This window comes from Devosia aquimaris (assembly GCF_020169335.1).
Taxonomy (GTDB): domain Bacteria; phylum Pseudomonadota; class Alphaproteobacteria; order Rhizobiales; family Devosiaceae; genus Devosia; species Devosia aquimaris.
On sequence record NZ_JAIEZN010000001.1, the window covers coordinates 34,174 to 54,296 of the forward strand.

Here is a 20,123-nt window from a genome sequence, read left to right on the forward strand (position 1 = left end):
ACATGCGCCACGCCAGTCGACCCGCCGCAGACGCGGCTTGTGATCAGTCCGTGCCGCTGTCGGCGGCCACGTGCTCGAGAATGTCCCCGGGCTGGCAGTTCAAATAGCGGCAGATGGCGTCCAGCGTGTCAAAGCGGATGCCCTTGACCTTGCCACCCTTGAGCAGGCTGAGATTTGCCTCGGTGATGCCGATATATTCGGCAAGGTCCTTGGACTTGACGCCGCGTTGCGCCAGAACGACGGCCAGATTGATCCTGATGGCCATGCCGGTCACACGAACTGGCTGTTTTCGTCGGCGACGATGGCAGCCTTCTCCATGGCCCAGGCCAACGCGGCAACCGTGGCCGCAAACAACGCCATCAGCAAGGCATCGCTGTTGAGCGCCAGCGCCAGCTGCCGTTTTCCTGGCCCCGCATTCCAGGTCAGCACCAGCATCATCAGCGTGTAGCCAACCGGCTTAGCCAGGGCCGCAACAGCCATGCCCAGCGCAAAATCTCGCAGCCCGGCAATGCCCCTGGGCGCAAACGGTCGGCCATGCGCAAACTCGCGGAAGCACACGCCGACGCGCATCAGCCCCCACGACAGCGGCAGGACGGTCAGGACGGTGATCAATGCCGCGAGCAGTCGCTGCATGGCTCCGAATGTGTCCAGGACTTCGGGCGCCAGTGCCAGCTGGCGGAGGATCGCGGTCTCATCGGCAAATCCCCAATAAAGCGTCGAGCCCAGAGGCAGCAGCGCGGCCAGCCCGGCAGCAGAGGTCGCGGCAGTGTTGAACAAGAGGGCTGTTCGGGCGGCGATGGGGACGCTGAACCCGGGCAGGGCGCTGGTGTGAAGCGGGGGCGCTTTGGTGTCGATCATCACTCGGTCTCCTTGATGGCCGATGTGATACATTAGAAATTATTGTTTGACAATAATAAAACTCTGCAAAAAGATATGATCGCATCATTTTGCAATAAGGAGTTGAGATGAGCATCTCTGCATTTTCCGCGTCGGCGCTGGCGCTATCCCTGCTCGGCCTGGCCTTGTCGCCCAGCGTGGCCGCGCCCACTACCAGCAAGGGCCAGATCTCGGTGGCCCAGGTTCTCGAAATGGTTGATCGGGCCAAGTCCGACCCGGCTGCCCGCATGACCGTCATTGCCTATCTGGCCGGCGTGGGCGAAACGGCTGGCATCCTGCTGTCCCAAGCGCAACAGCGCGGCGGTTTTCCCATGACGTGCCGAAAGAGCTTCACGCTCGATGAGGGTGTCGCGCTCTCCGCGCTGACCGCGGCTGCGCCTGATGCGGCAAGCTGGGCGGAAACGCCGGCCCCACCCATTGTCATCGCCGACCTGTTCAGCCGGGCCGGGTGTCGCTGAGCCCGGTTCAGTCTCCAACACAGATTGCCTGGCGGATCGGCCTAGCCGCCGGGCGCCAGCCGCGTCAGCAGGGCGAGAGCCTCAGGCGGCATGTCATGACTGATGCGTCGGTAGATGCGCCCATTGGGCGTGCGTCGCAGCAGGTCGAGATCGACCAGTTCGCGGCGCAGCAGGGCATAGTCGTCATACTCATGCCAGTCGCGCAACATGGCGCTGACCTCGGCCTCGCTCATCTGTCGGTCGTCCGGCAGATAGGACCAGACGATCCAGAGCGCCAGCAACTGGTCTGCCCGCTTGCCGGGCCAGCGGACAAGACGGCCCTCGGCATCAAAGCAGCGCGCGACGCGGTCGATCTTCTTGGGGTCGATTGCCTCGATCATGGCCGCAACAGCTTGCGAAAGAACACCACGCGCTGGGTCTCTTCGAAACCGAGTGCGGCATGCATTCTGTGGCTGTCCAGATTATCCAGCGCCGCATCGGACGCGAACTCGCGAATGCCACGGTCAACGGCCCAGCCTTCGACCGCGTCGACCAGCTGCCGCGCCACGCCATGGCGGCGATGGGCGGGATCGACATAAATGCCTTCCAGAAACGCCACCGGCGACGACTTGCAGCCTTCGACATAGTCATGTCGCAGCGCGGCCTCGGCCAGGCCAATCGCGACGCCTTCGTCCGTTCTGGCGATGAAATTGGCGGTGTCGCCAGCCGTCTCCAGCAACTGCGCGATGTCGGCTCTGTGCCGGTCGAGCCCATGATAGGGCCAGAGCGCCTGGCGCAGTGTCGCCCATTCGGCACTGTCGGCCGCGCCGGCCAGGGTGATCTTCATTGGCTGGCCCAGATGATGCGGGCGATCCATTCGACCTGGGAGATGTCGAGGATCCGCGGCTCATAGGCCGGGTTGAGCGAATGCAGTTCGATCTGGCGGGCAGACTGGCGCGCCAGGATCTTGGCCATCACTTCGCCATCGCGGGTCTTGACCACGACGCGGTCGCCGCGCCGCACCTGCTCGGTGGGGGAGACCACGATACGGTCTCCTTCCCGATAGAGCGGCTCCATGGAGTCGCCAGTGACTTCCAGGGCATAGATGCCATTGTCGCCCGGCGAGGGCAGCGCAATCTCGTCCCAGCCCTGACCGGCGGGAAAACCGGCACTGTCAAAAAAGCCGCCACTGCCGGCCTGGGCCAGGCCAAGCAGGGGAACTGTTGGCGTATTGGCCGCCGCTCCGCCAAACTGCATGAAGGCGCCCGTGCCGGCCAGGAAAGTGTCAAAACTCTCCCCGGTGGCATCCAGGATCTTGGAAATGCTCTCGGTGGAGGGCCAGCGTTCGCGCCCATCCTTGCTGACGCGCTTGGAGACATTGAAGGCGGTGGCATCGAGCCCCGCCAGCTTGGCCAGTGCCGACACGGAATGGCCATGGCGCCGCGCCAGCGCGTCGATCCCATCCCATATGGCGCGGTGTGACAGCATGCAGTGAGGCCTGTTCGCAGGAACTATGTCTTAGACGTGGAATTAAGTCCTAGTCTTACCTCTCTCGCTCCAGGCTGTAAAGAGTGCGCCGCCGCTTGCCGACCGGCTGGGCCGCCATTAGGTTCGCCGCCATGAGCACCCCCGAATTCGTCTACAAGATCGCTACCCTGGATGCCTGGGCTCCTGCCCGCGGCACGACTGGCTTCGCCGGCATGCCGATCGATGCCAAGGATGGCTATATCCATTTCTCCACTGCCGATCAGCTCACCGAGACGTTGCGCCTGCACTTTGCCGGCCAGTCCGACCTGGTGCTGCTGGCGGTGCGAAGCGCCGATCTCGGCGATGGTCTGGTCTGGGAGACATCGCGCGGCGGCGCGCTGTTCCCACATTATTACGGTGGCCCGCTGCCCACCGCCGCCATTGCCTGGGAGAGCGCGATCAGCGTCGCTCTCGATGGCTCCTGCACTCTGCCCGAGGCCGTCCGATGATCCTGTCTGCCCTTTCGCCCTTGCTCCGCCTGCCGGCGATCGCCGGTCTCGCCCAGCAGAGCCTGCTCAAGATGGACGCCGAGACCGCCCATGCGGCCACCATTGCGGCGTTGCGCATGGGCCTGTCGCCAGAGGCGCAGCAGGCCGACGCGGCCGAGCTCAAGACCACGCTATGCGGTCTGGAATTGGCCAATCCGGTCGGCATGGCCGCAGGCTTTGACAAGAATGCCGAAGTGCCCCGCCAGCTTGCCCGCCTCGGCTTTGGCATGGTGGAAATCGGCACGGTGACCCCGCGTCCGCAGACGGGCAATGCTAAGCCACGCCTCTTCCGCATTCCGGCTGCAGAGGGTGTCGTCAACCGCATGGGCTTCAACAACGAAGGTCATGCTGCCGCCCTGGCCCGGCTCAAGGGCCTGCGCGTGCCCGCGGCGTTGGGCGTCAACATCGGCGCCAACAAGGACAGCGAGGACTTCGTCGCCGACTATGTCGCTGGCGTAAACACCTTTGCCGACATCGCCGACTATCTGACCGCCAATATCTCGTCGCCCAATACGCCCGGCCTGCGCAATCTGCAGGCCGACGAGGCCCTCAAGCGCCTGTTGGGTGAAGTGCTGGCCGCACGCGCCAAGGCGCGCACCCGCGTGCCGGTGTTTCTCAAGATTGCGCCCGATCTGGACGAAGTCGCGCTCGACGCCATCGCCCGCGTCGTGCTGGCCACCGACCTGGATGGCTTGATCGTCTCCAACACCACCATCACCCGCGACGCCGTGGCGGGCCTGGAGAATGCCGAGGAAACCGGCGGCCTCTCCGGCAAGCCGCTGTTTGACCTGTCGACCCGCAAACTCGCCCAGATGCGCCAGCGCGTCGGCGCCCTGCCCATCATCGGCGTCGGCGGCATTCATTCGGCGGCCTCTGCCCTGGCCAAGTTCGAGGCTGGTGCCAATGCCATCCAGCTCTATTCGGCCATGGTGTTTGGTGGCTTAGACCTGCTTGATACCATCAAGCGCGGGCTCGTGGCCGGCGTGCGGGCGCAGGGCAAGACCAATATCGCAGACCTGGTCGGCAGCAAGACCGCTGACTGGGCTGAGGGCCGGGCAGCCGCCTAGGCCTTTTCGGCCCCGGTCGAAAACAACGCCTCGAATTGACCATCCTCGATGCGCGCGGCGGCGATCACCGCCTGGGTGCGGCTGTCCACGTCCAGCTTTTGCAGGATGGCCGAGACATGGGCCTTCACCGTCGCTTCGGAAATGGAAAGCTCATAGGCGATCTGCTTGTTCATCAGCCCGTCGCTGAGCATCATCAGCACTCGCACCTGCTGCGGCGTCAGCGTCGATAGCCGCCGCATCAGCGCAGTGTGTGCGTCTTCGCCGCCCAGGGTGGTCCCCTCCGGCACAAACACATCGCCGGTCAGGACCGTCTCGATGGCGCGGCGGATTTCCGTCGGCCCCACTGATTTGTGCAGATAGCCGGCCGCACCAAGCTCGAAGGCGCGGCGCACCACCGTGCTGTCCTCGACCGCCGAGATGATCATCACCGGAATGTCGGGATATTGCGCCCGCAGCAGCAATAGCCCGGAAAAGCCGCGGACACCGGGCATGTTGAGATCCAGCAGCACCAGGTCACAATCCCGGTCAGCATCGAGCGCCGCGCTCAGTCCACTGAGATCGCCGGCCTCTTCCACGCTGATGGTGGCGTCGCCGCCCGACAGGGTTTGCCGCAAGGCGGCGCGGAACAGCGGGTGGTCATCCACGATGATGATGCGTCGGCGGGTCATGGTTGCGTCAGGCCTTCCAGTCGGGCAGCGGGAGATCCAAGCGTCACCCTACCGCCATAAGGTCCCCGAAAAGCAGATTTCCGGGACGCTTGCCCTTGCATAATGGGGCAATGCTTAACGGGATGTTTACCATGTTTTCTCAAGAGTAACCTTTAGACCTTCGTGTTGAATCGCGGGGGGACCGTCTCTTGATGACAGGTAGACTCCATGGCCCGCGCCTATTCAGTTCAGGATCCGTCCGAGCATGCCAGCGATCCTTTGCCGGGAGATTGGCAGGCCCTGCGTGGCGAACTCGTCGCGCTGCTCGATCAGGTCGAGGGACGTTATGCGCGCGTGGAGGAGCCCGATCCGGCCCTGACCGGCCTCAGCGCCCGGGTCCGTAACCTGCGCGATCAGGTCGTTGGCCCGGAGCCGTCGGTTCGCCGCCGGGAGGCCCTGCGCACCGTCAAGCGCGCTGTCGATCGCTTCAGTGACCGTGACGAACTGGCCCGCCATGACGAGGAACCCGACGCGCTGACCAGCGCAATCGCCGAAATCCGCGGTCGACAGATGTCGAGCTCGGCTGCCGCCCTGGGACGCCGCGCCACCGACATGCCCGAGTTCCGCGAACTCAACGCCCTTGTGGGCGGCCTGTCCGGGCGCCTCGAACGGCTCGAAGGCGAACTCAAGCATCAACGCACCGGCGCCGGCAGCGTGCAGGAAGTGGCCAGCCAGGTCGAACAGCTGACCCATGTGGTGGAATTGCTGGCCGGCGCTGTCGGTGAGACCGGCCAGGTCAAGCGCCTGGAGGCCCAGATCGGCGCGCTTGCCGCTCTGATCGAACAGGGCCCCAAGGTCGACCTGACCACCATCAACCGCCGTCTCGACGACGTCTCCACCACGGTCAGCAAGCTGGCCGAGTTGCAGGCCCAGCAGATGGAGCGCGAGATCATCCGCGAGGAGCGCATTGCCGCCCAGCCGCGTGGTGATGCGGCCGCGCCCCTGCTGCCCGCCATGGAGGCCATTGAGCACAGCGTGCGCAATGTCTATGACCGCATCGACTCCATCGAGCGGAACGTTGCGCTATCCTCCAGCGATTTTGAGCGCCTGACCAGCGAAATGGCCGCGTTCACCCAGGCCATGAAGAATGGCCAGACGGCGCCCGAAGGGCTGATCCGCAAGGTCGACGAACTGGCCGACCGCATCGGCGGCTTCGAGGCGGCCAATGGCCATGTTGCCGGTCTCAAGCAGGACATCGAAGCCCTGCGCGATACTGTCATGGCCGGCATGGAGCCGCGCTTCAACCGTATCGAAACACAGATCGAAGCCCTGTCCGAGCGCATGCCGGCCGCCGGTGACAGCGCCCAGGTCGAAAACCAGCTCAAGCTTCTGATGCAGCGCATGGACGAAACCAGCGCGCAGCTCAACGGCCTGGCCAAGCTCTATTCCAAGCCCGGCGACAGCGCCGACCTCGAAGCCATGGCCACACTGGTTGCCGAGCGCACCAGCGAGGCCGTCACCCGCAAGGCCCCCGCGCCGGTGGCCATGTTCGGTCCCGACAGCCTCAAGAGCATCGAAGATCGCCTGGCCGGCCTGATCAAGTCGGCTGGCAAGACACCGGACTATGAGGCGCTGGCCCAGATGGTCGCCGAGCGCACCTCCCAGGCCGTTGCCAAGTCGGCAGCGCCGTCGGCGCCGGCCGGTCAGGGCGGGCAGGACATGGACGCGTTCGAGGAGCGGATGACGGCCCTACTCAATACGGCGGGCCGCGACACTGCCGAGCGCCTGTCGCGTCTCGAAGCGGCCCTCACGGGTCGCGCCGCCGAGCCCGCCACCCGCGCTGCTTCGGCTCCGGCCAGCACGCCGGCCGAACCCGCTGCACAGGCGCCGGCCGCGGCCAAGTCGGCTCCAGCGCCGACCCCGTCCGGCAACCGCTCGGATCGGCTCGACGCCATGTTGGCGGCGCTCTCGCGCCCCAAGGATGATGCGCGCAGCGACGCCATGCCCAAGAATCCGGCCGAGGATGCGCCGCTAATCGATCCCGGCTTCAAGGAGGCCGATCCGGTTCGATCGGCCCTTGCCGCCAAGACCGGCATTCGGCCAGCCGCTGCGCGCGAAGCCGAAGCCCCTGCGCCAGCGGCCCGGCCCAGCTTTGACCCCGCCTCGGTGGAGCGGCCGCCGCGGCCGCAGTCGAGCTTTGCCGAACCGGCTGCCAGCTTTGCAGCGCCACAGCCTGCGCCTGCACCGGTCGCCGCGCCCGAACCTGCACCCGCCCAGAACAGCACCAGCACATTTGTGGCCGCAGCCCGTCGGGCCCAGCGCGCCCGCACGGAGACGGCGAGCGATGCGGCGGCCGGTGGTTCGGCCATCAGCCGGGCGCTATCGCGCTTCATTCCCGACAAGGGCGCTGCCGCAACGGCCGACGCCAAGCCCGAGGCGCCGGCCAAGCCCGCCAAGGCACCGCGCGCGGAAAAGCCGGTAAAGCCTGCCAAACCCGCCAAGCCGGCTCCTGAGGTCGCTGCCCCGTCAATTGGCGCCAAGGCGATGGACGGTGAGCTCGGCGAAGCCAGCTTCCTCACCCGCTATCGCCGTCCCCTGCTGCTGGCCGCTGCGCTGGTCGCCGTGTCCATGCTCGCCCTCAATCTGGTGATGCAGCGCATGGCGCCCGACACGCCGCCGGCCCCCGAACCCGCGCCAACCGAAAGCGCCGCGCCGCCCACGCCGCTGTCGTCTGCCGAACCCACCGCCACGGGGGATGTGTCGCTGGTTCGGCCCGAACCGCGCGTTATCGACATGATCGATGATACGTCCACGGCCTCCATCAATCCGAGCGCGTCGAGCTTCTCGCCGTCCAATGTCACCACGACGGCCATGCCGCCGTCGCTGCTGGCCGACACTGCGCCCAAGCTGGCCATGACCCGCCCCGATGGCGCCGCGCCCGTCGTGGCGCCTGAGACCACCGGCAGCATTCCCGACAGCGTCGCCTCGGCACCGCGCACCTTTGATCTGCCGCCCGACGCCATCGGCCCACAGCCGCTGCGTCAGGCTGCCGCCGATGGCGACGCGCGCGCCCAGTTCGAAGTGGCCGCCATCTACGCCGAAGGCCAGGCCATCGCTCAGGACTACGCCCAGGCCGCCGTCTGGTATGAGCGCGCCGCCGCCCAGGGCTTCGTGCCCGCACAATATCGCCTGGGCAATCTCTACGAGACCGGCACCGGCGTCGAAAAGGACATCGAGGTCGCCAAGCTCTGGTACCAGCGCGCGGCCGACGCCGGCAATCGCATGGCCATGCACAATCTGGCCGCGCTCTATGCCGGTGGTCAGCTCGGCGAGCAGGCCTTTGAGACCGCCGCAGAGTGGTTTGATCGGGCCGCTGCCCGTGGCATGACCGACAGCCAGTTCAACCTGGGCATGCTCTATGCCCGTGGGCTGGGCGTCGATCAGGATTTCGAGCAGTCCTACAAGTGGTTTGCGCTGGCCGCCCGCGGTGGCGATGTCGATGCCGGCAAGGCGCGCGACGACATTGCCAAGTCGCTCAGCGCCGAGGCCGTCAGCCGCGTCGGTGCCGAGGTGGCCGCCTGGAAGGCCGAGCCGATCGACCTGGCCGCCAATTTTGCGCCCATCGGCACCTGGTCTGCCGATTTCTCGCCCGGTGCACCGATCACCGAGCGCGACACCATTGCCAAGGTCCAGCAGGCGCTGGCCAAGCTCGGCTTTGATGTCGGCACGCCCGACGGTGTGGCCGGCCCCAAGACCACCGAGGCTGTGCGCGCGTTCGAACGGGGCACTGGCATGAGCGAAACCGGCAAGATCAATCCGCGGCTCCTGGCCGTTCTGGGTAGCCAGCCCGTCTGACCACCCTGAGATCGGTCTGACATATAATCTTGGTTTGACACCTCGCCGGTGCAGGCCTACGCCCAAACAATGACATGGTCCTCACCTGAAAAGGTGGGGACCTTTGACCTCTTGTTGACGGTCGCTCCTGTAGGGTGGCCTTTGTATTAGTTTCGAACGGATTTCTGGTCTTGCAGATCTATCTGCCGATCGCCGAGCTTTCCGTGAACCTCTTTTTTCTCGTGGGAATCGGAGGGGCAGTCGGATTCCTGTCGGGTCTGTTCGGCGTTGGCGGCGGATTTCTGCTCACCCCCCTGCTGATTTTCTCCGGCGTGCCCTCTTCGGTGGCCGTCGCCTCGGTCACCGGCCAGGTCGTGGCTGCGTCAACCTCGGGCGCGCTCAGCCACTATAGGCGTGGCGGCGTCGACCTCCATCTGGCCATGTATCTGGTGCTATCCGGCATTTTGGGCGCCGTAGCCGGCGTGGCTGTCTTTGCCATGCTGCGCGACGCTGGCCAGCTTGATCTCGTCATTTCCGTGGGCTTTTTGGTGCTTTTGGGCTCGGTGGGCGTGCTCATGCTCATCGAATCCACCCGCTCCATGCTCAAGACCCGCAAGGGCGTTGTCGTGCGCGAGCGCCTGCCCAACCAGCACAACTGGATCCATGGCCTGCCCATGCGGGTCCGCTTCAAGAAATCGCGCCTCTATATCAGCGTGCTGCCCGTGCTGGGCATCGGGCTGTTCATCGGCTTTGTCGGTTCGCTTCTGGGCATCGGCGGCGGCTTCATCATGGTGCCGGCGCTGGTCTATCTGCTGCGCGTACCTGGCAGCATGGTCATCGGCACCTCGCTGGCCCAGGTCGTGGCCATGATGGCGGCCACCACCATGCTGCATGCCGTACAGAGCCAGAGCGTGGATATTCTTCTGGCCTTCTGCCTGATGTTGGGCGGCACGGTGGGCGCCCAGTTTGGCGCCTCGGCCGGCAAATATCTGCGCGGCGAACAGTTGCGCGGGCTTCTGGCGCTGCTGGTGCTGGCCGTGGCCATCCGCTTTGGCCTTTCCCTGATCATTACGCCATCGGACGTGTTCTCCATGGCCGTGCAGGGGATCCGGCAATGATGCGCCTGTTTCTGCTGGCCGCCGCGCTCCTGGCGCTGATCCTGCCGGCGCAGGCGGAGCGTCTCGTCTCGCAGATCTCCAACGAATCCGTGGAGATCACTTCGAGCTTTGACGGCGAGCGCATGACCTTTTTCGGCTCCATTGCCCCGGACGCCGGCGCCACCGAGAAATTCGTCACCGGGCCCTTCCAGGTGGTGATCACCATCATCGGCCCCACCCAGGTGCGGGTGGCGCGCGAAAAGACCCACAATTTTGGCGTCTGGCTCAATACCGACCAGGTGCAGTTCCAGGATTTCCCGAGCTATTTCCATGTGCTCTCGAGCGCCCGGCTCACCGACATCAGTGACATCACCACACTGACCACCAACGCCATCCTGCCCGAGTCCCACACGCTGGCGTCCAACACGGCCGACTGGTGGAAAACCGCCGTCTTCGGCCGCGAACTGGTGCGGCTGATGACCGAGGAAGGCCTGTTCGGCGTGCAGGAAAACGGCGTCAACTTCCTCTCGGACAATTTCTATTCGGCCCGGCTGACCCTTCCGAGCAATGCCCCGCCCGGCGCCTATCTGGCCCAGACCTATGTGTTCAAGAATGGCGAGGTCATCGCCCGCAAGTCCGAGGGCTTCTCGGTGCGCAAGATCGGCTTCGAGCGCTTCCTGGCGCTCTCGGCGGTGCAACAGCCGCTGCTTTATGGTCTGGTCTGCGTGATCCTGGCGCTGTTTACCGGCTGGCTGGGCGGCGTGGTCTTCCGCCGCTAGGTGGGCGCTACGACAGCACCAGACGGCGGGGGCTGACCGGATAGGTCCGGTCCTTGCCCAGCATCGTCACTTCCAGCGACGGCAGGTGCAAGAGCCCGGTGAAGGCCGGCGACAGGATATTGATCGAGCCTGTGGACGCGCCATAGGCGGGCAGGATCATCAGCCGACTGTCATGCACGAAGCACGGACGGCGCACCGAGCGTCCATCCATCTCGATGTGGGCGGCCGGGTGGAGATGGCCGCAGATCAGCCCCTTAGCGCCACGGCGCGGCTCATGGGTCAGGGTGATGTCGCCGATCGTGAGCTCGGGCTGGCTGGTGCCGCCCATGTCATGTGGGGCCGGATCGTGATTGCCGGTGAGCCAGATGCAGTCAACCATCTCGGTGATGGTGTCGAGCCGCATGCGGTCCCCCGGGGTCACCAGACGGCTTGAATCCGCACGATGGAAACTATCCCCCAGCGCAATCAGCCGGCGCGCCCCAGTGCGGCGCAAATCGCCCTCGAGCCGCGACAGCGTCATGGCCGTATCATAGGGCGGCAGCATCTGGCCACGCCTGGCAAAGCTGGCCATCTTCTCAAAGTGCAGGTCCGCCACCAGCAGTGTGTCCTGCGCATGCCAATAGAGCCCGCCCGAGGGCAGTGGCTCGAAGATCTGTCCGGCAAAGCGCACGATCGGCGTCTCCGTCCCACTGGCCTGTACCTGAACCTGGCTCAACCGCCCAAAGCTTCCCGCATCAACTCGTCTGCGGCATCAGCCATAGCCGATTCGCGGGCTTCGCCGAAAATGGGCTCCTTGCCGATATCGAGCATCACCGGCACGGCCAGCGGCGAAATGCGGGAGAGGCGCTTGTGCACGATATGGTTGCGGATGCGCGCCAGCATGTCGCCCAGCCTGGCAATGTCGAGCAGACCGCGCGCGGCGTCGCGTCGGGTGGCCTGGATCAGGATGTGGTCGGGCTCATGCTGGTACAGCACGTCATAGATCAGGTCGCTGCTCATGGTGATCTGGCGGCCCGACTTTTCCTTGCCGGGATGGCGACGTTCGATGAGGCCGGCGATGATGGCGCAGTTGCGGAACGTGCGCTTCATCAGTGCCGATTCATCGAGCCAGTCTTCGAGGTCATCGCCCAGCATGTCCTGGGAAAACAGCTCGTCGAGCGACAGGCGCCCGGTCTTGATCAGCGCCGAGAGGTCGCCCAGGCCCCAGATGGCCAGGGCATATTCGGAGGCGACAAAGCCCAGCGGTCGGGCGCGAGCGCGCTCCAGCCGTCGCGTCAGCAGCATGCCCAGGGTCTGGTGCGCCAGTCGACCCTCGAAGGGATAGCAGACCAGATAGTTCTGCGTGCCGCGCGGAAAGGTCTCGACCAGAAGGCTATCGCGCTGCGGCACCAGCGATACCTCGGCCTGCAGCCGCAGCCATTCACTGACCTGGTCGGGCAGCCTGGACCAGTCCTCGGGCGTATCCATGATGCGGCGCACGCGCTCGGCCAGATAGGTCGAAAGCGGGAACTTGCCGCCCATGTAGCTGGGGATCTTGGGATTGCTCGACTGCGCGCGGCTGACGAAGGCCTCGTTGTCGCGCATCCCCTCGAAGGCGACGATCTCGCCACCGAACATGAAGGTATCGCCCACCAGCAGCGTGCCGAAGAAGTATTCTTCCATTTCGCCCAGCACCCGGCCACCGGCGCCGACCGGGCTTTGCGACTGGCCCTTCTTGAGCCCGCGCTGGCGGATCAGCCGCACGCGGACCATGGGCTCCTCGATGATCGTGCCGATATTGAGCCGGTATTGCTGCACCACCTGCGGATTTGTCACCCGCCACAGCCCGTCCTCGGTGCGCTTGAGCTTGGCATAACGCTCATAGGCCTTGAGGGCATAGCCGCCGGTTGCGACGAAATCGAGCACCCTGTCGAATTGGCTGCGCGGCAGGTCGCGATAGGGCCAGGCGTGCCGGATTTCGTCATAGAGATCGTCGGCGGCAAAGGGCGCGGCACAGGCCATGCCGAGCACATGCTGGGCCAGGACGTCATAGCCGCCGCTGACCGGATCTTCGCTGTCCTGATGGCTCTCCGCCACAGCTTCGAGCGCTGCCTCGCACTCGAGCACCTCGAAGCGGTTGGAGGGCACCAGCATGGCCTTGGACGGCTCGTCGAGCCGGTGGTTGGCGCGGCCGATGCGCTGCAGCATGCGCGAGCTGCCCTTGGGCGCCCCGACCTGGACCACCAGATCCACATCGCCCCAGTCGATCCCCAGGTCGAGTGTGGAGGTGCACACCACGGCCTTGAGCGCCCCCGCCACCATGGCGCTTTCTACCTTGCGGCGCTGCTCGACCGAGAGCGAACCATGGTGCAGCGCAATGGGCAGCATGTCGTCGTTGATGGCCCACAGACCCTGGAACAGCATTTCGGCCTGGCTGCGCGTGTTGACGAACAGCAGCGTGGTGCGGTGCTGCTTGATGGCCTCGTAGAGGTCGCGGTGGGCATAATTGGCAGAATGGCCGGCCCAGGGTACGCGCTCGCTGCTCTCAAGAATGCTGAGCACCGGCGGCGCGCCGCCCGAGGCGGTGAGAAGCTGCGTCGTTCGTTGCGGCAAGGGCGCGGCAATCCATTCTGCCAGTAGGTCCGGCCGGGCCACGGTGGCGCTGAGGGCGGTGATCTGCAGATCTGGAGCCAGCTTGGCGATGCGCGCGATGGCCAGCGACAGCAGCTCGCCGCGCTTGGAGGTGACCAGCGCATGCAGCTCGTCCAGCACGATGCGCTTGAGCGAACCGAAGAACAGTTCGGCCTGCGGATGGCTGATCAGCAGACACAGCTGTTCCGGTGTGGTCAGCAGGATATGCGGCGGCTTGGCGCGCTGGCGGGCGCGCTTGCTGGCGGGCGTGTCGCCGGTGCGGGTCTCGGCCGTGATCTTGAGGCCCATTTCGAGGATGGGCGTATTGAGATTGCGCTGCACGTCCACCGCCAGCGCCTTGAGCGGGGAAATATAGAGCGTGTGCAGCCCCTCATGGCTGCCGTCGGCCAGATCGACCAGCGTGGGCAGGAAGCCGGCGAGCGTCTTGCCGGCGCCGGTGGGGGCGATCAACAGCGCCGAAGCGCCGGCCTGCCAGCTGGCCAGCACATCGAGCTGATGCTGCCGCGGCGCCCAGCCCTTGCGCGCAAACCAATCGGTGATGACGGGGGGCAGTGTGGTGGTCACGGCGTCACAGCTTCCCCTTTATGGGGAAGGCCGGGCGGGAGTGGGGGAACGTCCACAAACTTGCCAACACACACCTTCTTGAAATCACATTTGACTCTATATGATGGTCACAAGTCACAACAGGGCGGCGGACCATATCCATGAGCGATCCCTATCCCAGTCAGACCCCGCCGCGCCGCTCGGCGCTGGAGCGCTTCTTTGGCGGCAGCCCCGGCGGCGTTGTCGTCCGCCTTGTGCTGCTCTCGCTGGTGGTGGGCTTTCTGATGAGCCTGTTCGGCGTGGACCCGCAGGACATTATCCGCGGCGCGGTCGATCTGGTGCGCGACGCCATGCGCGACGGTTTCGGTGTGTTCCGCAGCATTGGCGCCTATATCGTCACCGGCGCTGTGCTGGTGGTGCCCATCTGGCTGGTCATCCGACTGGCGAAGGCCCGCTGATGTCCGCGGGCCTTCGCCAGTCGCCTCTGCATCTTCGGCTGACACCGCAACAGGCCCTGTCGCGGCTGGTGCCGCATATTCTGGAAATGGAGAGCCAGGCTCATGCCACAGCGCCCGGCGCTGCCGCAGGCAATGGCCGCATTGTGATTGGTCTGGCCGGCGGACCCGGCACCGGCAAATCCACCCTCGCGGCCGAACTGGTCGCCATGCTCAACGCCACCCATCCGGGCAGCGCGCAGCTGGTGCCCATGGATGGCTTTCATATTCGCCACGCCAAGCTCGAGGCCATGGGGCAGGTGGACTACAAGGGCGCGCCGCACACGTTTGAGGGGGCCCAATTCGTCAGCTTCCTGCACCACCTCAAGGGCGCCACCACCGATGTCAGCGGCCCCGGCTATTCGCGCAAGATCGAGGATGTGGTCGACAATGCCTTCACCGTGGGTGCCAATGTGCGCGTGCTGGTGGTCGAGGGCAATTACCTGCTGCTGACCGAGGGGCCCTGGGCCGGCGTGCGCCCACTGCTCGACTATGCCGTGTTCCTCGATGTGCCGCGCAACCTGGTGGAGCAGCGCCTGCTCAAGCGCCATGCTGAGGAAGGCCTCTTCACCGAAGAACGCAACCGCGCCCATATCGCGCGCAACGACCTGCCCAATTATGATCTGGTGAGCCTGTCACAGGATCGTGCTGATGTGGTCATCTCGCTCATCACCGAGCACTGATTCGACCGAGTATTGAGATGACGACTGCCGCGCGTCCCCAGCATCCCTTTGACGTGCGTCATGGCGACGTCTGGCGCATAGCCCTTCCGGCCTCGGTCGCCTTCATCAGCGAGCCGCTGGTGGGCATGGTGGATATCACCATCATTGGCCGGTTGGGCGATGCCGGCATGCTGGGCGGCCTGGTGCTGGGCGCGCTGGTCTTCGATATCATCTTTTCCTTCGCCTATTTCCTGCGCATCGGCACGGCGGGCCTGGTGGCCCAGTCTGTTGGTGCGCGCGATCCGCGCGATGGCCTGCTGCATGTGGCGCGCGCCATCGTGCTGGGCCTGGCCCTGGCCGTCGCCATGCTCCTGCTGGGCGGCCCGCTTCTGGCCCTGGCCAATCACCTGCTGGCGCCGCAGGGTGGTGTTGCCAGTGCGCTCGCTGATTATTTCCACATGCGCATCTGGTCGGCGCCGTTCTCGCTGGTCAATTATGCGCTGTTGGGCTGGTTCTATGGCCGCGCAGACGCCCGCACCGGCATGCTGCTGCAATTGCTGCTGCATGGCATCAACATGCTGGCCAGCGTGATTTTCGTCTATGGCCTGGGCTGGGGCGTGGCGGGCGCGGCGGCCGGTACGGTGCTGGGCCAGATTGTTGCCGCCGCAACGGGTGTGGCCCTGCTGCTGCGCCACTATGGCGGACTGGGCGCCATCGTTCGCGGCATCACGCCGGGCGAACTGGGTGACCGGGTGGCCCTGCGCCGCATGTTCGGCCTGAGCCGCGACATCACCATCCGCACGCTGGCGCTGATGGGCGCCTATGCCTGGTTTGCGGCCCAGGGCGCGCGCATGGGCGAGGTGTCGCTGGCCGCCAATGCGGTCTTGCTGAACCTTTTGATGTTCGTTGCCTTCTTCCTCGATGGCATTGCCCAGGCTGCTGAACAGCTGACCGGCAAGGCAGTGGGCGCCAACTGGCGGCCGGCGTTCGATCAGGCCTATCGGTTGAGTTTTGTCTGGGGCCTCATCATCACGGTCGCTCTTGGCGTGGCCTGGTATGTCAGCGCGTCGGCGATCATCGGGCTGATGACCACCAATGCGGAAGTGCAGGCCCAGGCCCTGACCTATCTGCCCATCGCCGTGCTCTGCACCGTCACCTTCATGCCTGCCATGATCTATGACGGCATACTCATCGGCACCACACTCAACACCACCATGCGCAACGGCATGCTGGTGTCCCTGGTGGTGTTTCTGCTGGCCGCCCTGACTTTGCAGCCGCTGTTGGGCAATTGGGGCCTGTGGCTGGCCATGCATGCCTGGTTCCTTGCCCGCGGCGCCATCTATTGGTGGGCGCTGGAGCGGCGCAAGGTGGGGCTGTTCAGCCCGGCCATTGCGCCAGCCACCACTGCACCCCTCGCCGCCGGCTAGAAACTCATCACCGGCCGCACCTCGACACTGCCGATCCGTGCCAGCGGGATATGCGCCCCGATCTCGATGGCCTCGGCCATGTCGGCAGCGTCGATCAGGATGAAGCCGGCGACGGGCTCGGCAAGAGCCGCGACCGGACCATCCACCGCGCTGACCGCGCCATTGCGCAGCTGCACGGTCTTGGCGGTATCGGGCGACAGCAGCGCTTCGGCGGCGATGAACTTTCCCCGGCGTTGCAGGTCCAGGTCATAGGCGGCGGACGCCTGGCCCAGTTGCGCCCATTCTCCGGGCGGCAGGGTGTCGATGATGGCCGGGTCAAAATGGACAAGGCAGAGAAATCGCATGGCACATGGCCTCCTGTTGCGTCGCTGGCGCAACAGGTCGAACGGGGTCTGACGGATTCGACTATTGCCGACCTGAAAAGCGAGAAAATTTCGGCCCAGGGGTTTGCACCCGTCGCGCCGGACTAGACCACGCGCTTGGCCGGGCTGCGGCCCTGGTTGGCCAGGCCACTGATGGCGGCCCGCAAGGCCGCAGGCTTTACAGGCTTGGTCACCACGGCAATGCCGCGATCCTCCGCCAGGGCCCGCACAGCCGGGCTGCGGTCGGCGGTGACCAGGGCGGCAGGCAGGTGGCCGCCCAGATTGTGGCGCAGCCATTCGATGGCATCGAGCCCCGAGGTCTGGTCGAGGTGATAATCCATCAGCACGAGATCGGGATACCAGCCTTCCAGCAGCCGTTCGCGATCGATCTGCTTGAGCGAGAGGGCGCAGCGCACATCGCACCCCCAATGGGTCAGCAGGCCTTCCATGGCTTCGGTGATGCTGCGCTCATTGTCCACGCACAGGACCTTGAGCCCCATGGTGCCGAAGTTGACATCCACCGGCGCGGCACCGGCACTGGGCGCGGCCAGCGTGCGCGTGGCCGGCAGGAACAGCGAGAAGCGCGACCCGCGGCCCTCGTGGCTGTCGAGCTCGAGCGTCAACCCCAGCGCCGTGACGAGGCGTTGCACGATGGAGAGACCAAGGCCAAGGCCCTGGGCCATGCGGGCGCCGCGCTCGAGGCGCGAGAATTCCGCAAACAGCAGGCGGTGCTGGTCCTTGTTGAAGCCGATGCCGGTGTCGATGACATCGAGCCGCATGCGATTGCCGCGCCGACGCAGGCCCACCAGCACCTTGCCGCCCGGATTGGTGTATTTGATCGCGTTCGACACCAGGTTCTGCACGATGCGGCCGACCAGGCTGCGGTCCACCTGCACGGTGGCCCGGGTGGCCACAATGCGCAGCGAGATATTGCGCTCGCGCGCCATGGGGCTGAACTCCACCTCGATTTTCTTGAGCAGGTCGCGCGCGGCCACAGGGGCCACCGCCGGCTTGAGGGCCCCGCTATCGATGCGCGAAATGTCGAGCAGGGCGCTCATGATGTCCTCGACGGCCGTCAGCGACGCCTCGATGGAATTGGCGAGATCGGCGAGGCCCGTCAGCTTGGCTCGCTCGATGAGTGTGGACGTATAGAGCCGCGCGGCATTGAGCGGCTGCAGTAGGTCGTGGCTGGCCGCGGCCAGGAACCGCGTCTTGTCGTGGTTGGCCGCGTCGGCCTTGGCGCGAGCGCTTTCAAGCTCGGTATTGACCCGGGTGAGGTCGGCCGTACGCTGGGCCACACGGCCTTCCAGAGAGTGATTGGCCAATTCGAGCGCGCGCTCTGCCTCCACCCGTGCCGTCACATCGCTCAGGCTCACCACCAGGCCACCATCGGGCAGGCGGCTGGAATGAAACTCCAGCGTCTGGTCGCCGTTGCGCGGGCGCTGGGTCACCGTCATGGCCGAGCCGGTGAGCTGGCTGATTCGGTCCAGCGCCAGCCGCGCGGGATCGCCGGGACCGAGGTCACCGCGCTGGCCCAACTCCAGCGCAATATCGAAAAGGGCCGTACCCGGCGCGCTCAGGCGCCCGGGCAAATCGAGCAGGCTGGTGTAGCGCTGATTGGCCATCACCAAACGTAAACCCGCATCGAACACGGCAATTCCCTGCGGAATGTAGTCCAGCGCATTTCGCAGGCTGGTCAGGTCTTCGCTGTGGGCGGCGTCAGACGACATGGCGGGAAGGGCACCTTTGAGGGCTGTTGGCCCCAATATCGACCCCCTGCAGAACCGGCGCAAGGCCACCATTCTGACCATTGATTTTACGCCGACACTCGTCGATGCTTAAATTCCGCAGGGAGGCGCGTGGCGCGACCGGCGCCGGGGACAACCAACAAGGGGCATCTAAATGTTCAAAGAATTCCGGGACTTCGCAATCAAGGGCAATATGATCGATCTGGCGATCGGTGTGATCATCGGCGCGGCGTTCGGCGCCATTGTCTCGTCCATCGTGGACGACATCTTCATGCCCCTCATCGGCCTGATCATCGGCGGCATCGACTTTTCCAACCTGTTCATCGTGCTGTCCAACCCGGACAATCTTCCGGTTCCCTCGCTGGCCGCAGCACGCGATGCCGGCATTGCCACGCTCAATGTGGGTCTCTTCATCAATGCCGTGGTCAAGTTCCTGATCATTGCCTTTGTGCTGTTCATGGTGGTCAAGGGCATCAACTCCATGAAGCGCCAGGCCGCCGCCGAACCGGTTGCCCAGACCCCTGCGCCCACCAAGGAAGAGGTTCTCCTCACCGAAATCCGCGACGCCCTGCGCGCTCGCAACTGATCTGCTGGGGCCAGCCCGAAACGGCTGGCCTTTTGCTTTCCCAAGTGATAGGAATAAAGTCCGAGACACCCGGAATCCAAGCAATCAAGTCCTATCCGATTGGGGTGAATACCTACGTAGTCCCCGTATCGGCGGGCATGAACACTTAGTGCAAACTACCGGCGCTGCTCCAGATTGGTTCAGCCACAAGCATTTACCGCAATTGCCAGGGCAGGGGGCAAAATGAGCGATGAAATGTATTACCCATCCAGTCTGTTGCGTGACCGGCGCATCCACATCGCGGATGGCGACCTGGCCACCTGCGAGGCGCTGAGCGTGTTGTTTCGGCTCGAAGGCTTCCAGACGGCCTATTCTCTCGATGCCGGTCACTTCATGACCGCGCTGGACCAGAGACGGCCAGACATAGCGGTGCTCAACCTGCGCGTGGGCGCCGAAAGCGGCCTGGCCATGCTGCGGCGCATCAAGGCCATGCGCAACACCATCCCGGTGTTCATGCTGGCTGACTATCCCCAGGTCGAGGCCGCGGTGATGGCCATCAAGCTGGGCGCCAGCGATGTGATCAGCAAGCCCATCGATACCGAACATTTCCTGGCCGGCATCTTCGAGGCCCTGCGCGCGGAGGCGCTGGCGCCCCATGTCGGCGCGTCCCGGCGCGGGGGCGAGGTCTATGGCTTCGCCCAGCTCACGCCCCGCGAGCGCGAGGTGCTCCAGCTGATCACCAATGGCCAGTCCAACAAGGAGGCCGGCCGCGCCCTGGGCATTTCCCCGCGCACAGTGGAAGTGCACCGTGCGCGCGTCATGGAAAAGCTGGGGGCCCGCAACACCGCCGATCTCATGCGCATCGTGCTCAGCGGCTGATTGCCCTGCTGCCACGCAAAGGCCATCATCGACCAGCGT

The 20,123-nt window shown here is 65.2% G+C and carries 21 protein-coding genes; 11 read left to right on the forward strand and 10 right to left on the reverse strand.

The features are described from left to right. Nucleotides 1-43: 43 nt before the first annotated feature. Together K1177_RS00175 and K1177_RS00180 are read right to left on the reverse strand one after the other, a co-directional pair. Nucleotides 44-265, reverse strand: a complete 222-nt coding sequence (locus K1177_RS00175; RefSeq protein WP_224701076.1) for a helix-turn-helix domain-containing protein — start codon at nucleotides 263-265, stop codon at nucleotides 44-46. A 5-nt stretch (nucleotides 266-270) separates the two neighbouring features. Further along, entirely contained in the window at nucleotides 271-858 is a 588-nt protein-coding gene (locus K1177_RS00180) for a hypothetical protein (protein ID WP_224701078.1), read from the reverse strand. Nucleotides 859-965: 107 nt separating this feature from the next. Here K1177_RS00180 and K1177_RS00185 point away from each other — a divergent pair, with 107 nt between their 5' ends. Continuing rightward, nucleotides 966-1,355 (forward strand): chlorophyllide reductase, encoded by a 390-nt coding sequence (locus K1177_RS00185; protein ID WP_224701079.1) that lies wholly within the window; start codon nucleotides 966-968, stop codon nucleotides 1,353-1,355. A 41-nt stretch (nucleotides 1,356-1,396) separates the two neighbouring features. Here the strand turns inward: K1177_RS00185 and K1177_RS00190 are convergent, their stop codons facing one another. The 3 genes from K1177_RS00190 to K1177_RS00200 are packed head-to-tail and all read right to left on the reverse strand — an operon-like array spanning nucleotide 1,397 to nucleotide 2,822. Then, entirely contained in the window at nucleotides 1,397-1,735 is a 339-nt protein-coding gene (locus tag K1177_RS00190) for a DUF2087 domain-containing protein (protein WP_224701081.1), read from the reverse strand. Next, entirely contained in the window at nucleotides 1,732-2,181 is a 450-nt protein-coding gene (gene aac(6') / locus K1177_RS00195) for an aminoglycoside 6'-N-acetyltransferase (RefSeq protein ID WP_224701084.1), read from the reverse strand. The genes K1177_RS00190 and aac(6') overlap by 4 nt, the downstream gene beginning before the upstream one ends. After that, a complete protein-coding gene (locus tag K1177_RS00200) occupies nucleotides 2,178-2,822 on the reverse strand; it encodes a S24 family peptidase (protein ID WP_224701086.1) in 645 nt (214 codons plus the stop codon). The genes aac(6') and K1177_RS00200 overlap by 4 nt, the downstream gene beginning before the upstream one ends. 131 nt (nucleotides 2,823-2,953) lie before the next feature. Between K1177_RS00200 and K1177_RS00205 the strand changes: the two genes are divergently transcribed. Further along, nucleotides 2,954-3,310 carry a DUF952 domain-containing protein gene (locus K1177_RS00205; RefSeq protein WP_224701089.1) on the forward strand — a complete coding sequence of 119 codons (357 nt, stop codon included), beginning with the start codon at nucleotides 2,954-2,956 and terminating at the stop codon, nucleotides 3,308-3,310. Next, nucleotides 3,307-4,416 carry a quinone-dependent dihydroorotate dehydrogenase gene (locus tag K1177_RS00210; protein WP_224701091.1) on the forward strand — a complete coding sequence of 370 codons (1,110 nt, stop codon included), beginning with the start codon at nucleotides 3,307-3,309 and terminating at the stop codon, nucleotides 4,414-4,416. The genes K1177_RS00205 and K1177_RS00210 overlap by 4 nt, the downstream gene beginning before the upstream one ends. On the opposite strand, the gene K1177_RS00215 is transcribed toward K1177_RS00210, so the two are convergent. Beyond that, nucleotides 4,413-5,084, reverse strand: coding sequence for a response regulator (locus K1177_RS00215; protein WP_224701094.1), 672 nt, complete (start codon nucleotides 5,082-5,084; stop codon nucleotides 4,413-4,415). The two genes, K1177_RS00210 and K1177_RS00215, sit on opposite strands and share 4 nt — an antisense overlap. Nucleotides 5,085-5,291: 207 nt before the next feature. Between K1177_RS00215 and K1177_RS00220 the strand changes: the two genes are divergently transcribed. From K1177_RS00220 to K1177_RS00230, 3 genes are all read left to right on the forward strand, one after another. Next, on the forward strand, nucleotides 5,292-8,918 hold the full coding sequence (locus tag K1177_RS00220) for a peptidoglycan-binding protein (RefSeq protein WP_224701096.1): 3,627 nt from the start codon (nucleotides 5,292-5,294) through the stop codon (nucleotides 8,916-8,918). 170 nt (nucleotides 8,919-9,088) lie between these two features. Next, nucleotides 9,089-10,015: a sulfite exporter TauE/SafE family protein gene (locus K1177_RS00225; protein ID WP_224701098.1), complete on the forward strand. Its 927-nt coding sequence runs from the start codon at nucleotides 9,089-9,091 to the stop codon at nucleotides 10,013-10,015. Continuing rightward, on the forward strand, nucleotides 10,012-10,773 hold the full coding sequence (locus K1177_RS00230) for a TIGR02186 family protein (RefSeq protein WP_224701100.1): 762 nt from the start codon (nucleotides 10,012-10,014) through the stop codon (nucleotides 10,771-10,773). The genes K1177_RS00225 and K1177_RS00230 overlap by 4 nt, the downstream gene beginning before the upstream one ends. 7 nt (nucleotides 10,774-10,780) lie before the next feature. On the opposite strand, the gene pdeM is transcribed toward K1177_RS00230, so the two are convergent. Both pdeM and K1177_RS00240 read right to left on the reverse strand, forming a co-directional pair. Continuing rightward, nucleotides 10,781-11,488: a ligase-associated DNA damage response endonuclease PdeM gene (gene pdeM, locus K1177_RS00235; RefSeq protein ID WP_224701102.1), complete on the reverse strand. Its 708-nt coding sequence runs from the start codon at nucleotides 11,486-11,488 to the stop codon at nucleotides 10,781-10,783. Next, entirely contained in the window at nucleotides 11,485-13,968 is a 2,484-nt protein-coding gene (locus K1177_RS00240; protein ID WP_224701104.1) for a ligase-associated DNA damage response DEXH box helicase, read from the reverse strand. The genes pdeM and K1177_RS00240 overlap by 4 nt, the downstream gene beginning before the upstream one ends. A 140-nt stretch (nucleotides 13,969-14,108) precedes the next feature. On the opposite strand from K1177_RS00240, the gene K1177_RS00245 reads away from it, so the two are divergent. Genes K1177_RS00245 through K1177_RS00255 form a run of 3 tightly spaced genes read left to right on the forward strand, consistent with a single transcriptional unit; the run spans nucleotide 14,109 to nucleotide 16,530 of the window. Further along, nucleotides 14,109-14,405: a DUF6460 domain-containing protein gene (locus K1177_RS00245; RefSeq protein ID WP_224701106.1), complete on the forward strand. Its 297-nt coding sequence runs from the start codon at nucleotides 14,109-14,111 to the stop codon at nucleotides 14,403-14,405. Continuing rightward, entirely contained in the window at nucleotides 14,405-15,124 is a 720-nt protein-coding gene (locus K1177_RS00250) for a nucleoside/nucleotide kinase family protein (protein ID WP_224701108.1), read from the forward strand. Before K1177_RS00245 ends, K1177_RS00250 begins: the two co-directional genes overlap by 1 nt. A gap of 17 nt (nucleotides 15,125-15,141) precedes the next feature. Beyond that, nucleotides 15,142-16,530, forward strand: a complete 1,389-nt coding sequence (locus K1177_RS00255; protein WP_224701110.1) for an MATE family efflux transporter — start codon at nucleotides 15,142-15,144, stop codon at nucleotides 16,528-16,530. Here K1177_RS00255 and K1177_RS00260 read toward each other — a convergent pair. Together K1177_RS00260 and K1177_RS00265 are read right to left on the reverse strand one after the other, a co-directional pair. Further along, entirely contained in the window at nucleotides 16,527-16,874 is a 348-nt protein-coding gene (locus K1177_RS00260; RefSeq protein ID WP_224701112.1) for a YciI family protein, read from the reverse strand. The genes K1177_RS00255 and K1177_RS00260 overlap by 4 nt on opposite strands. A gap of 122 nt (nucleotides 16,875-16,996) precedes the next feature. Then, a complete protein-coding gene (locus K1177_RS00265) occupies nucleotides 16,997-18,622 on the reverse strand; it encodes a hybrid sensor histidine kinase/response regulator (protein ID WP_224701114.1) in 1,626 nt (541 codons plus the stop codon). A 172-nt stretch (nucleotides 18,623-18,794) separates the two neighbouring features. Between K1177_RS00265 and mscL the strand changes: the two genes are divergently transcribed. Continuing rightward, a complete protein-coding gene (gene mscL, locus K1177_RS00270) occupies nucleotides 18,795-19,226 on the forward strand; it encodes a large conductance mechanosensitive channel protein MscL (RefSeq protein ID WP_224701116.1) in 432 nt (143 codons plus the stop codon). Nucleotides 19,227-19,448: 222 nt separating this feature from the next. After that, a complete protein-coding gene (locus K1177_RS00275) occupies nucleotides 19,449-20,084 on the forward strand; it encodes a response regulator transcription factor (RefSeq protein WP_224701118.1) in 636 nt (211 codons plus the stop codon). Nucleotides 20,085-20,123 lie beyond the last annotated feature (39 nt).

Excerpts from the sequence above, each read along its gene's own strand:
- K1177_RS00245 (WP_224701106.1), top strand. The coding sequence starts at position 14,109 with ATGAGCGATCCCTATCCCAGTCAGACCCCGCCGCGCCGCTCGGCGCTG.
- K1177_RS00260 (WP_224701112.1), bottom strand. The coding sequence starts at position 16,874 with ATGCGATTTCTCTGCCTTGTCCATTTTGACCCGGCCATCATCGACACC.
- K1177_RS00230 (WP_224701100.1), top strand. The coding sequence starts at position 10,012 with ATGATGCGCCTGTTTCTGCTGGCCGCCGCGCTCCTGGCGCTGATCCTG.
- K1177_RS00205 (WP_224701089.1), top strand. The coding sequence starts at position 2,954 with ATGAGCACCCCCGAATTCGTCTACAAGATCGCTACCCTGGATGCCTGG.
- K1177_RS00265 (WP_224701114.1), bottom strand. The coding sequence starts at position 18,622 with ATGTCGTCTGACGCCGCCCACAGCGAAGACCTGACCAGCCTGCGAAAT.
- K1177_RS00250 (WP_224701108.1), top strand. The coding sequence starts at position 14,405 with ATGTCCGCGGGCCTTCGCCAGTCGCCTCTGCATCTTCGGCTGACACCG.
- K1177_RS00200 (WP_224701086.1), bottom strand. The coding sequence starts at position 2,822 with ATGCTGTCACACCGCGCCATATGGGATGGGATCGACGCGCTGGCGCGG.
- K1177_RS00215 (WP_224701094.1), bottom strand. The coding sequence starts at position 5,084 with ATGACCCGCCGACGCATCATCATCGTGGATGACCACCCGCTGTTCCGC.
- K1177_RS00255 (WP_224701110.1), top strand. The coding sequence starts at position 15,142 with ATGACGACTGCCGCGCGTCCCCAGCATCCCTTTGACGTGCGTCATGGC.
- K1177_RS00180 (WP_224701078.1), bottom strand. The coding sequence starts at position 858 with ATGATCGACACCAAAGCGCCCCCGCTTCACACCAGCGCCCTGCCCGGG.
- K1177_RS00210 (WP_224701091.1), top strand. The coding sequence starts at position 3,307 with ATGATCCTGTCTGCCCTTTCGCCCTTGCTCCGCCTGCCGGCGATCGCC.
- mscL (WP_224701116.1), top strand. The coding sequence starts at position 18,795 with ATGTTCAAAGAATTCCGGGACTTCGCAATCAAGGGCAATATGATCGAT.
- K1177_RS00175 (WP_224701076.1), bottom strand. The coding sequence starts at position 265 with ATGGCCATCAGGATCAATCTGGCCGTCGTTCTGGCGCAACGCGGCGTC.
- K1177_RS00185 (WP_224701079.1), top strand. The coding sequence starts at position 966 with ATGAGCATCTCTGCATTTTCCGCGTCGGCGCTGGCGCTATCCCTGCTC.
- K1177_RS00190 (WP_224701081.1), bottom strand. The coding sequence starts at position 1,735 with ATGATCGAGGCAATCGACCCCAAGAAGATCGACCGCGTCGCGCGCTGC.
- K1177_RS00220 (WP_224701096.1), top strand. The coding sequence starts at position 5,292 with ATGGCCCGCGCCTATTCAGTTCAGGATCCGTCCGAGCATGCCAGCGAT.
- K1177_RS00275 (WP_224701118.1), top strand. The coding sequence starts at position 19,449 with ATGAGCGATGAAATGTATTACCCATCCAGTCTGTTGCGTGACCGGCGC.